Origin of the sequence: uncultured Winogradskyella sp. (assembly GCF_947496485.1) — a bacterium.
Classification (GTDB): Bacteria; Bacteroidota; Bacteroidia; order Flavobacteriales; family Flavobacteriaceae; genus Winogradskyella.
Window position 1 is genome coordinate 565102 of sequence record NZ_CANMCZ010000001.1, and the last position, 12569, is coordinate 577670.

8 protein-coding genes are annotated in these 12569 nt (G+C 33.0%); 6 read left to right on the forward strand and 2 right to left on the reverse strand.

Features of this window, described 5'->3' with window-relative positions; translation table 11 throughout:
- The first annotated feature begins 28 nt into the window (after positions 1-28).
- Together pruA and Q0822_RS02375 are read left to right on the forward strand one after the other, a co-directional pair.
- The gene (gene pruA / locus Q0822_RS02370; protein ID WP_299119668.1) at positions 29-1654 is read left to right on the forward strand and encodes an L-glutamate gamma-semialdehyde dehydrogenase; all 1626 of its coding nucleotides are present in this window, start codon (positions 29-31) and stop codon (positions 1652-1654) included.
- 146 nt (positions 1655-1800) lie between these two features.
- A complete protein-coding gene (locus Q0822_RS02375) occupies positions 1801-3504 on the forward strand; it encodes a T9SS type A sorting domain-containing protein (protein WP_299119670.1) in 1704 nt (567 codons plus the stop codon).
- A gap of 86 nt (positions 3505-3590) precedes the next feature.
- Here the strand turns inward: Q0822_RS02375 and Q0822_RS02380 are convergent, their stop codons facing one another.
- On the reverse strand, positions 3591-4646 hold the full coding sequence (locus Q0822_RS02380; protein ID WP_299119672.1) for an Omp28-related outer membrane protein: 1056 nt from the start codon (positions 4644-4646) through the stop codon (positions 3591-3593).
- 102 nt (positions 4647-4748) lie between these two features.
- Between Q0822_RS02380 and Q0822_RS02385 the strand changes: the two genes are divergently transcribed.
- The 4 genes from Q0822_RS02385 (at position 4749) to Q0822_RS02400 (ending at position 9845) form a co-directional block, all read left to right on the forward strand.
- Positions 4749-5234 carry a TlpA disulfide reductase family protein gene (locus Q0822_RS02385; RefSeq protein WP_299119676.1) on the forward strand — a complete coding sequence of 162 codons (486 nt, stop codon included), beginning with the start codon at positions 4749-4751 and terminating at the stop codon, positions 5232-5234.
- Between the two features lie 44 nt (positions 5235-5278).
- Positions 5279-6928 carry a DUF6029 family protein gene (locus tag Q0822_RS02390; protein ID WP_299119679.1) on the forward strand — a complete coding sequence of 550 codons (1650 nt, stop codon included), beginning with the start codon at positions 5279-5281 and terminating at the stop codon, positions 6926-6928.
- Between the two features lie 138 nt (positions 6929-7066).
- On the forward strand, positions 7067-8989 hold the full coding sequence (locus tag Q0822_RS02395) for a choice-of-anchor J domain-containing protein (RefSeq protein ID WP_299119681.1): 1923 nt from the start codon (positions 7067-7069) through the stop codon (positions 8987-8989).
- Positions 8990-9113: 124 nt separating this feature from the next.
- Positions 9114-9845 carry a T9SS type A sorting domain-containing protein gene (locus tag Q0822_RS02400; protein WP_299119683.1) on the forward strand — a complete coding sequence of 244 codons (732 nt, stop codon included), beginning with the start codon at positions 9114-9116 and terminating at the stop codon, positions 9843-9845.
- Positions 9846-9910: 65 nt separating this feature from the next.
- On the opposite strand, the gene Q0822_RS02405 is transcribed toward Q0822_RS02400, so the two are convergent.
- The gene (locus Q0822_RS02405) at positions 9911-12466 is read right to left on the reverse strand and encodes a hypothetical protein (RefSeq protein ID WP_299119686.1); all 2556 of its coding nucleotides are present in this window, start codon (positions 12464-12466) and stop codon (positions 9911-9913) included.
- Positions 12467-12569: the final 103 nt, after the last annotated feature.

The window sequence follows — 12569 nt, forward strand, 5'->3', positions numbered from 1 at the left end:
AAAATAAAACTAAAAACTAAAATATATTATGGGAAAAGGATTCTTTAATGTACCTGTAGCAGTCAATGAACCTGTAAAGTCTTATGCACCTGGTTCACCAGAACGCAAAGCGGTAGCTGAAACTTATAAAGCTATGTTTAACAGTAAAGTTGAAGTCCCGATGTACATAAATGGAAAGGATGTTAAAACTGGAAATACCAGAACAATGTCTCCTCCGCACGATCATAAACATATAGTAGGCGAATATCATTTAGCAGAACAAAAGCATATTGAAGAAGCTATTGCAACTGCTTTAGAAGCTCGAAAAGAATGGTCACAAATGCCATGGGAACAACGTGCTGGCATCTTCTTAAAAGCGGCCGAATTAATTGCTGGTCCTTACAGAGCTAAAATTAATGCTGCAACTATGATTGCACAATCTAAAACGATTCATCAAGCTGAAATTGATGCTGCTTGTGAGTTTATAGATTTCTTACGTTTTAATGTTCAGTTTATGACTGACATTTACATGGAACAGCCTGAAAGTACAAGTGACGCATGGAATAGAGTTGAATACAGACCTTTAGAAGGTTTCACTTACGCTGTAACACCGTTTAATTTTACTGCAATTGCTGGAAATTTACCAGCGTGTATGGCCTTAATGGGTAATGTGGTCGTATGGAAACCAAGTGATAGTCAAGTCTACTCTGCAAAAGTGATTATGGATGTTTTTGAGGAAGCAGGTGTACCAGCTGGAGTTATTAATGTTGTTTTTGGAGATCCAGTAATGATTACTAACACTGTAATGTCGAGTCCAGATTTCTCTGGTCTGCATTTTACTGGCTCTACTTTCATTTTTAAAGAATTATGGAAACAGATTGGAAATAATATTCACAACTATAAAACATACCCAAGAATTGTTGGAGAAACTGGCGGGAAAGATTTTATTGTTGCTCACAAGTCAGCAAATGCTAAACAAGTAGCTACCGCGATTGCACGTGGCGCGTTTGAGTTTCAAGGTCAAAAATGTAGCGCTGCATCCAGAGCGTATATCCCAAAAGGTATTTGGGCTGATGTAAAGAAATATCTTTTAGCAGACCTTAAGTCTTTTAAAATGGGATCTCCTGAGGATATGAGTAACTTTATTACAGCCGTAATTCATGAAGGTTCTTTTGATAAACTTGCAAAGTATATTGATGGTGCAAAAGCAGATAGTGATGCCGAAATCATTGCAGGAGGTGGATATGATAAATCTAAAGGTTACTTTATAGAGCCGACGGTTATTGTAACTTCTAATCCAAAATACACTACAATGTGTACTGAGTTATTTGGACCAGTAATGACAATATATGTTTACGAAGACGATGCATTTTCTGAAACTTTAAAACTAGTTGATGAAACCAGTGAATATGCTTTAACAGGAGCCATTTTATCTACAGATAGATATGCAGTTGAAGAGGCTACAAAAGCACTTCAAAATTCTGCTGGTAACTTCTATATTAATGACAAACCAACTGGTGCAGTTGTTGGTCAACAGCCATTTGGTGGTGCAAGAGCATCTGGCACAAATGACAAAGCAGGAAGTGCTCAAAACTTATTACGTTGGGTATCTCCTAGACTAATCAAAGAAACCTTTGTAACTCCAACAGATTACAGATATCCTTTTTTAGGATAACACACATAATAAATTGAAAACTAAATCCTTAGAAGTTAAAATACTTTTAAGGATTTTTTTGTTTGTAATGGAAATGGTGTTAAAAAAATTTAATTTCATAAGTAAACTTTGTATCTTTTGAAGATATTAACTTAAGTAAATTCCCCATGAAAAAGTATTACTTCACTACACTATTACTTTTACCCATTTTAGTTTTTGCCCAAACTTCTTTTACATCTGCCATAACACCAGATTTATCTGCTTATGGTGAAGCCATCAATTATCCTGGAGAAGGAGAGTATCAAATATTTTTAAGTACTGATAACATTTTAGATAAGCCCATTATTGTTGTTGACGGCTTTGACCCTGGTGACACAAGAGACATTGCAGGATTATATAGTTCATTAGACTTCACAGGAACAAATGGATCACAAAATTTAGCTGATCTATTAAGAGTTGAAGGTTTTGATATTGTGATTCTAAATTTCCCGACCTATGTGAGAGCTTCAGATGGTGAAACAATAGATGGTGGAGCAGATTTTATGGAACGAAATGCTTTGCTACTTGTAGAATTAGTAAATATTATCAATACAGATAAAGCCGCAAATAATCCAGAGCAAAATGTAATTATAGGTCCAAGTATGGGAGGCATAATTTCTCGTTATGCTTTAAATTACATGGAAGCTAATATGCTTGATGCAGACACGAGATTATACATCTCTTTTGATTCCCCTCATCATGGTGCTAACGTACCAATTGGATTGCAACATCAACTAAATTTTTTAGCCAACAATCCATTAAGTCCAGTTGCCGAATTAGAACCTCTTATTGATGGTCTACTTAAATCACCTGCTGCAAGGCAATTATTGATAGATCATTTTGAAGCCCATTTATCTGGTGCAGATGCATTTACTTTCGATCCTGCATTAACATTACCATTAGAGCATCCGTATAGAACTACTTTTGAAACTAATATAAATAGTTTTACTACAAGTGGATTTCCTGAAAATGTACGTAATGTGGCTATAATTAATGGTAGCGGAATAGGAAGTCCATATTTAGCAAAGGATGGCATTACACCAATAACCGATGGTTTTTCTATAATTGATACAACGCTACCTGTAGATTCCCCTATTGGAAATATTGATGTAGATATAGAAATTAATATGACACCCAGTGCAGGAACACCTCAGCTAGTTAGTCGTTTTTTTGCACCTCTTTTCCCGCCAATAATTCCAAATGTTGAATCTATTGCAAATTCTGGTACTACAAATTTTGATGGAGTTGATAGTGCTCCAGGTGGATTATTCGATTTATCTGCGTTAACTGGAGATATTGGAGCAGGAGGAGGAATTGCTTCAGATTTCTTAGCGGCATTACAAATTGACAAATTTAGTTTTATACCTTCAGTTAGTGCTTTAGCTCTGACAATTACAGATGAAGCCTCTGATGACAATATAAATTGGCATCATGATATTAATATTGCTAGTAGAGGGACCACAGATTTAACTCCCTTTGATAATACTTATCTACCAGACGACAATGAACCTCATGTTCAATTGACTCAAGGTAATGTTACCTTTGCTCTGAATGAAATACTAACTCCACCATTGAGCATTTCAAATGAAGCAAGGATCAATATTCAGCTAGAGCGTAATCCTATATCCAATCAATTAGTTTTACTTTCTTCAACTAATATTGAGGCCAATATTAGAATTATTGATTTAACTGGAAAAATAGTTTATACCTCCAATACAACTTTGAATAATCGCACTACTATTTCTCTAGATTTAGCTTCTGGATTTTATGCATTGAATGTAACAAGTGAAAATAATTCGGAATTTAGAGCCAAGTTTATTGTGAACAAATAAACGTTACAATAATATAGCTATAAAAAAACCTGAACAAATAATGATTGCTCAGGTTTTTTCAATTTAAAAATCGTTTTTACAAACCCTTATTCATAAGATTTATCATCCCCTATATGAGCATATTGCGAATTTTTAGCTGTATTATTTTCATCTACAACCATTGCCACAATACTTAGATTTTCAATTACATAATTTGAAGGCACATTAATTGTAAATGATCTTACATATTCAGTTAAAGAAGGCGTACTTGGTATAACATCACCTAATACACCAGACAACGAATTTCTCAAAACTTCATTGTGCTCAAAATCTGGTATTGGATCACCCATTTGGTAAAATTGACTTGTATTATCGTCGTTATAATAATTAACTTGGTCATTAATAATACCATCTTCAACTAAATAAACAACCAATTTATCTCCTTGAACAGAACCTTCCTCATAAACCACATTAACCTGAACTAATAATTCATTTCCTGTTAATTCAGAATTGATTGCTAAAGCTAAGTTGGTATCCAAACCAGCAATGCTAGTAACATCACTATTAGGATGTGGTGTTTGCCAATTTACAGATCTATTGATTCTTGCAGCAGGAAATCCTTCTACTCCAAAAGCATCTTTTAGTAGCTGAACCTGACTAAAATGCATAGGGTCTGGAAAACTATTAGCGGTTTCATGAATAGCAACAACTGTAATATCATCTGTTTCTTCATGCAAAGATTCTAAAGCACCAGATACTCTCGGACAAAATCCACACCATGTACCTGTATAATCTTCAACTACAATTTTTCGTTTAGGTATAATAACGCTAAATGATTCTGTGTTTGTTGTAATTTCTACACCATCTTGCATATAAACTCCATAAACTTCAAATTCTCCAATTGTTGGAGACACGTACGAAGTACCATCTACAGGCTGGCCATTTACGTAAAATGTTGCTAATGATGTTACATCTTCATCCTGTTCATTAATAATTTTAAAAGGAATATTTTGGTTAATCAATGATGCTTTTCTAACTAACTTATCTACAGTTATTTCGGCGGTCGGAGGTGTTAATGGCACATTCTCTTCTGTTTTACTACATGCAACGGTAATTAACACTATTAAGAACAGAAGTAACTTTGGCATTTTTTTTGAAATCATAGCAATTGTAATGTTTTTTGCTAAATTAATTAATTTTTAGAACAACACTAAATTTGAAAATAATTTAACTAATATTGTGAAACTCAATCTCGAAATTTTATTATGAAAAAACTAATTTTTATACTTTGTATAGGGCTTTTCAGCATCTCTTCTACAGCTCAAAACGATTTACCAAATATTGATTTAACTTCTATTGATGGTAAAACTGTGGCGCTAGAAGATGTAACCAACAAAGATGGTATCACCATTATTTCTCTTTGGGCTACCTGGTGCGTTCCTTGTCTAAAAGAATTAGATGCTATAAGCGATATATATGATGAATGGCAAGACGAAACCAATGTAAAACTACTTGCTATTTCGGTTGATGATAGTAGAACAGTAAAAAGAGTAAAGTCTATGGTTAACGGCAAAGATTGGGATTACACAGTGCTTTTAGACAAAAATAGTGATTTAAAACGTGCGTTAAATGCGTCAAGTATTCCGCTTACAATTTTGGTAAAGGACGGCAAAATTGTTTATGAACATTCTGGCTATAGTCCTGGTGCCGAATTAGAACTTTACGAAAAAATCAAAGAATTGTCTAAATAGTAAAGCATATTCCTCACTTATTACTACTAACAACCAAACTTAAAATGAAAAAATTACTTTTTCTAACTACTCTATTGTTTTATATCTATAATATAAACGCTCAAGAAAATGGGAGTTTTTATGGCGGATTAGAATCTAATTCCCAATGGCTTCAAACCGATGAAGGTATTAATTTCCTAGCACCTGAAGATCAATTTAGAGCTAACAATTACTTATTGCTAAATTATAATCTTGGCAAATTTACGGCTGGTGTACAATATGAATCTTATTTGCCATCCGCATTACTTGGATACGACCCAATTTTTGATAACAATAATAACGTCGCAACGTATTATTTTAACTATAAAGATGAAAAAATAGATGTTACTGGTGGTTATTTCTACGAGCAATTTGGCAGTGGCTTAATATTGCGTTCTTGGGAAGATCGACAATTGGGACTTAATAATGCAATGAAAGGACTTAATATAAAGTTTAATGCCACAGAAGATTTAAGCTTCAAAGCTGTTTTCGGAAAACAACGCTATGGGTTTGAAGAATCTGAAGGCACTATTCAAGGTATAGACGCTGATTTAAGTCTAAGTGGTGCTCTAAATATTGAATCTGTAGATGTACAAATGGGACTTAGTTATGTAGGCCGAAATCAAAACACTAATGGAAATGAAGCGCTTCCGACCAATGTTGGTGCCTATGGTGGTCGGTTGGATTTTATAATCGATAATTTTTATGCTGGTGTAGAAGCCATTATTAAAGATCCTGATGCTATTGCAAATGAAGGTCAACTAGCATCTAACAAATTATACGACGGTACAGCACTTCAGGTCAATGCTGGATACGCAAAAAAAGGCATAGGTTTCAATGCTACTTTTAGAAGGCTTGAAAATTTTAGTTTCTTCTCTGACCGATTGGCTGAAGGTAATATCTTTAACCAACAAGTCATTAATTATGTTCCGGGTCTTACTAAACAACAAGATTATTTGTTAACCAATATCTATGTTTATAATCCGCAGCCAAGGTTAATCATAGAATCTTTTGATCAACGCGCTGGAGAAGTTGGTACACAATTCGATTTATTCTATTCTTTCAAAAAAGGAAGCTCTTTGGGTGGAAAGTATGGTACTAAATTAGCAATGAACTTTTCATATTGGGGAGGTTTAGATGCTGAATATAATATTGAGAACAGATGGTATAAAGCAAAATTCATTGGTAGTGGAAAGCAATTATTTAGAGATATAAATCTTGAAGTAAAGAAAAAATGGTCAAAAAATTGGAGTTCAGTTTTTACCTATCAAAATGTTTTAATTGATAAAGGTATTGTTGAAGGAGGTCCTTTAGGTAATTCTTCAATACTTGCAAATATTGGAGTGATAGAATCGACAAGACGATTTGAAAACGGTAAAGCACTTCGACTAGTCGCTCAGCATCTTTGGAGCGAAGATGATAGAAAAAATTGGGCTGCTGCTGTCGTAGAATATAATTTCTCTACAAGTTTTGCGATATATGCTGCAGATAATTGGAATTATGGTGGCCTAAACGAAATACATTATTACAGTTTAGGTGGAAGTTACAGTAAAGGCAATACAAGATTAGGAATTAATTATGGACGCCAACGTGGTGGACTAATTTGCATTGGTGGTGTTTGTCGTTTTGTACCAGAAAATACTGGACTCAGTGCAAATCTCACTGTGGCTTTTTAAGTTTATCCGACAAACTAGTATTTAAACGATATTTACTTATAAATATCGTTTTTTTTATATCATAACTTTGCGGGAAATAACTGTTTAATTATATTCAGACTTATTTTTTAAGAAATCTTTAACTAATCAACTAAAAACATGATGAAAAAAATTACTCTCTTAACTATGCTTAGTTTTGCTTTTGTGCAGTTGACTATGGCTCAAACAATATTAACTGAAGGTTTTGAAGGTGCTACTTTCCCTCCAACAGGTTGGACTACCTATATTGGTACAAATGGACTAGGAACAGCTCAAAATTGGATTCAAACTAGCACATCAAATACTGGCAGTGGTGCAGCTTTTAACCGATATGAAAATGTTTCTGGTGGCATAGCTGAAGATTGGCTAGTCACTAGCCAAATTGATTTAACAAGTGCCACAAACGCAGAATTGTTGTTTTATTCGGCACAAACCTATGGAACTAATTATGGTTCTAATTATGAAGTTAAGGTTTCTACAAGTTCTCAAACTACTCATTCGGATTTTACAACGGTAGCCAGCTATGATGAAACTAATGTTGGTGGTGCATATACATTACAAACTGTAGATTTATCTGCTTATGATGGTATGATGATATACATCGCGTTTGTTCATTTAAACGATGATGGTGACAATTGGTTCATCGATGATATCGAAGTGAGATCACCTTTAAGTTTAGATGCTAAATTAAATGGCGTTAATCTAAATAGATATGCACTCACTTCTACAGATAATCAGTTATCTACAAGAGTCAATAATAACGGGCTTTCAACAATTACATCTTTAGATATTACCTGGAATGATGGAACAAACAATTATTCGGAAAACTTCAATGTAAATATTGCACCTGGAGAAACCCAAACAATCGTACACTCATCTCAAGTAAACTATAGTTCCGTAGAGGAAAAAACTATTACGGTGACTATTGATAGTGTTAATGGAGGAGCAGATGGTGATAGTTCAAATAATTCAATAAATACAAATTTTAATACAATGACTCAGTCTGGTACGAAAGCTGTTCTTATTGAAGAATCGACTGGTACTTGGTGTGGTTGGTGTCCGAGAGGAACTGTAGGCTTAGATTATATGACTACTACATATCCTAATAATGTTGTAGGAGTTGCTGTTCATTACTCAGACCCAATGACTGACACCGAGTATGATACAGGGCTAGTAAATCTCATTGGTTCAGGTTGGCCTAATTCAGGAATAGATAGAAATCTATTAGGTGTAGATCCTGGACAGGCATCTTTACAAAGCGGTTATGATACTCAAATCACTCAAGTTGTTCCTGTTGATTTATCTTCTGGAGCCACTCAGGTTGGAAACACATTAACTATTTCAGCTCAAGCAAGTTTTTACACCTCTTTTAATAATTCAGACTTTAGATTAGGAGTAATAATTACTGAAGATGGAGTAACAGGTACTGGAGATGGAACTAATGTTAATAATTCAGATTATGATCAGGTAAATTATTATGCTGCTGGTAGCGGAAATGGTGTAATGGGTGGCTATGAAAATTATGGAGATCCAAAGCCTGCTACTGATATGATTTACAATCATGTAGGTAGAGCCATATTAGGTGGATTTAATGGGCAAGATGGTTCCGTACCAACTATTATTAATGTTGGTGATAATGTGTCTTACGACTTTACTTACGCAATACCAGCGACTAGTGATGTTAATAATATGAATATCGTAGTTATCTTAATTGATGGAACAAATGGAGGCATTGTAAGTGCTCAACAAAGTTCTGTAGCACAAGCATTGAGTGTTGAAGAAGTCTCAGGAGCTTCTTCTATTAAAATTTATCCTAATCCAGCAAAAGACAATATTAATATTGCTTTACAAGATGGAAATGGTGATTATAATATAACTGTAACTGATATGTTAGGAAGGACTGTAATTAATGAATCTTATAAAGATTTATTTGGGAATCAAAATGTAGCTTTATCAGTTGCTCAATTAAATGCAGGACATTATATTATGAATATCAATGATGGTAATGCATCTTACAGCACTAAATTTATTGTAACAAAGTAAAACGTATAGATATATTAAAAGGGAAGTTCACCACGCGACTTCCCTTTTATATTTACTCTAAAAAATATTATCTTTGATTAGATACTAATCGATTTTGAAGAAAAAAGAATTAAAACCAAATACTATGAAGAAAAAACTACTTTTTATGAGCTTAATATTAGCTTCATATATGTCATTTGCACAATTTGAAGTTAGAGACAAAAGCGACGATAGTATCGTTACTGATGGTCAAACAATTAGCTTTTCAGAAGCTGGCTGTGGTTATTCAGATCCATGCAACTGGAAGTTTGATGTAACAAACACTACAGCAGAAGCTATTTATATGAGAATTTTTGTAGACAACTTAACAAATACTGATGGTTCAAATTTTCAGTTATGTTTTGCTGGAGTTTGTTTAAACAATGTAACATTAAATAGCGGTTATCCTAATACAGCAGCAATGATAGGTCCTGGTGCAACAAATAGTGCTGGAAATAATTTTTGGAATCAAAACGATCCAACTACAACGACACCTATGACTTGGACACTTAGATTTCAAGCCTTTGATGCTGGTGGAACTGAAATAGGTACACCATTAAGTGTTACTTACAATTTTGACCCAAGTTTAAGTATCGATGATTCTGAATTAACATCTGTTGAAATTTTCCCAACACAAGTTAAAAATGAGCTTAACGTTTCATCTAACGAAGATTTAACAGCCGAATTTTATGATATTTTAGGTAAAAAAGTGAAACAAGTAAAAGTGGCTTCTGGTGAATCAACTATTAACGTTTCAAATTTATCACCTCAACTTTATGTTATTCGTTTTTCGAATAACACTGGAAAAACCTTAGTGAGGAAAATTGTTGTAGAGTAAACATTTTAATCATCTAAAAAAAGCCATTAGAAACTCTTCAAATGGCTTTTTTTAGAGATTTAACTCTAATACAAGGATTCAGGTGTTAAATTGTCAATATAAAGATTTAACTTATTAATGTATTTACTCACATAACCTTTTTCTAAGTTTTCTTCAGCAAAGAACACAACATTATCTTCATGGTTTTTCATAGTTACTGAAATTTTGTCCTCTTGTTTATTTAAAATAACATAGGCAACACGTTTATCATAAGTATCTCGTGAGGTCAAGTAAACTATACCAGATTCTAACTTATTATTTTTAAACATTGCTCTATGCTGTTCTTTACCATTTTTATCATATCTGATGACTTCACCATTGATATAATAATTGCCAACTTTATAACTCAGTCTTTTTTTATCTGAATTTTCGTGATAAGCAATAGTCTCTGTTTCTTTTCCATCCTTATATTTAGAAACTCGTTTACCATTGTCATCATAAGATATACGTTTTGTAATAATACCATTACTATATGTTTCTTCAATGGGTTTTTTATTATAACCAGACGAAACTATTTTAGTTCCTTCAAACGGATCACCATTTTTATAAGTTAAAGTAGATATTTTCTTTTCATCTTTATCATAATAACTAGTCTCCCCATTTAATTTATCGTTTTTATAAGTCTCAATGGATTCTAATTTACCTATGTAGCTATATTTTTTAACAATACCTTCTTTTTTATCATTTACAAATTGTCCCTTCTCATAAATTTTTTCTTGATTATAATCAAATACCTCATAAGTACCATTTCGCTTACCTTCTTTTATAGTAAACTTAGTTTTAGTAGGCTGATCGTAGATCGTTCCTTCCCAAGGTTTTCCGTCTTTGTAAGTCGCCTCAGTAAATATGTCTCCGTTTCTATTATAGGACTTTGAACAGCATGATGCATCTATCTCTTCCATTAAGACAGCATCAATATCACCATACTTTCTATAGGGTCCATAATCGTAACGCTTTAGTTTAGAGACAACTCCATTGACTTCTGTCATAACTAAGCTAATCACATCAGATTCTGGAAAAAACTCATACAAAGTACCATCTTTTGCTACATAATCATAATTACCAATAAGTTCATCTTTCTCATTATAGAATTTACCTAGCATTTTATCATAGCCTTTATATTCAATATCACTTTGTTTAGATCCGTTACTGTAATAGTCTATTGCTCTTATTTTATTGTAACCGTTGTCTTCGTAATACTCAGTACGTTTATAATCTACCTTTTCTTTTTCACTTTTCAGTTTCGTTCTAAAGGTAGTTCGCTCTTTTAAAAATCCTTTATTATAAGTTTCTATGCTAGAAATATCAGAATCATACCCTGCATAAAATCGCTTACCTTTAATAGGCTTTGCATATTTATTTTGATAATCTATCTCTAAAGTTCCTAATACATTTCCTTTTTTGTCGAAATAAGTTTCTTTTTCTTTAGTTACTTCACTAAAAACTATCTTAGTATTTGAGTAATAGTTGGTTTCTTTAATGAGTTCACCGTCCTTGTAAGTAGCTTTTTTATTTCCTGTAATTTCAGTACCAGTTAAAGGATAATAATTCTGATATACCATTCGTGCAATCTCTTCGCCTTTTTCATTGTAGCTAATCTGAAGTTCTTTTACATTATCTTTATATGTAGTTACAGATTTAACTTTACCATCAGTGTATCGTAGTTCTTCTTTTACTAATTTACTATCATTATAAGTTCTTAGGGACACTACTGTGTTAGGCTCTGTATCTTTATAGCCATAAGAGAAAAAATACTCAGTCCCATTATTTGGTTTTAAATAGTCATAGTCCATGAGGTAGGTTACACTTCCTAGTTCAATACCTTCATTAGAATAAAAGGTCTTTTTATAATCGGGCTCATACTCAAATTCAGTTCTTATCTGCCTATTGGGATAGTAGACCGTCTCGCCTAACAGACGCTCAAATGGATAATATCTTATTTGTCTTATTCTCATAGGCTCGTAATAATAAAATACCTCTTCCCCTTTTGTATAACCATTATCCAAAATTTTGAGCTCACCTATTAATTCACCTTTTTCATCGTAATATTTAGATAAAAATCTCCCTTTATTAACCTTACTATAGTTTTCATAACGTACTCCATTTATATCCTTATCAAAAATAATCTCTATAATAGTGTCATTTTTTATTTCTGTATAATAGTTGTTTCGCAGTTGATTTCTATATTGAGTACCACCAACTAAACGGCCATCTTTATACATTGCGACTAGTTTCTCAGTGTTATAAAAAGTAACAAATTCACCATCAAGTCTGCTATTTACATAATTGCCCTCTTGAGACAATTTTCCATCTTCGGTATACCAGCTCACTTTGCCTTGCCAAACAGATCTATCTGCCTTTTTAGATAAGCCACTCATCTGTAATTGACCTGAAGCATAATAATCCTCTACACGAAATAAATCGCCTTCTTTTTTCACTGGCGGACGAAAAAAAGCTGCACTATCTTTTACAGTTTCTTTCCAATTTAAATTATAGTATAGAGTATCCTGTTGTGATTGTGCTTTTATAGATATAAGGCAAATCATAAAAAAAAATAAGGTCAAGTAGTGTCTTAATTTCATTGGATATAGGTTTAAATTTTGATAATAAATTCTTCTATTTTATTATTAGCAAACTATTTTTTGATGGTACAAATTTCTAATAAATTTTGATACAAGACCACCC

What these genes read in the sequence shown, in the direction of transcription:
- pruA (WP_299119668.1), top strand. Translation starts at nt 29, where the DNA reads ATGGGAAAAGGATTCTTTAATGTACCTGTAGCAGTCAATGAACCTGTA.
- Q0822_RS02395 (WP_299119681.1), top strand. Translation starts at nt 7,067, where the DNA reads ATGATGAAAAAAATTACTCTCTTAACTATGCTTAGTTTTGCTTTTGTG.
- Q0822_RS02375 (WP_299119670.1), top strand. Translation starts at nt 1,801, where the DNA reads ATGAAAAAGTATTACTTCACTACACTATTACTTTTACCCATTTTAGTT.
- Q0822_RS02390 (WP_299119679.1), top strand. Translation starts at nt 5,279, where the DNA reads ATGAAAAAATTACTTTTTCTAACTACTCTATTGTTTTATATCTATAAT.
- Q0822_RS02385 (WP_299119676.1), top strand. Translation starts at nt 4,749, where the DNA reads ATGAAAAAACTAATTTTTATACTTTGTATAGGGCTTTTCAGCATCTCT.
- Q0822_RS02380 (WP_299119672.1), bottom strand. Translation starts at nt 4,646, where the DNA reads ATGATTTCAAAAAAAATGCCAAAGTTACTTCTGTTCTTAATAGTGTTA.
- Q0822_RS02400 (WP_299119683.1), top strand. Translation starts at nt 9,114, where the DNA reads ATGAAGAAAAAACTACTTTTTATGAGCTTAATATTAGCTTCATATATG.
- Q0822_RS02405 (WP_299119686.1), bottom strand. Translation starts at nt 12,466, where the DNA reads ATGAAATTAAGACACTACTTGACCTTATTTTTTTTTATGATTTGCCTT.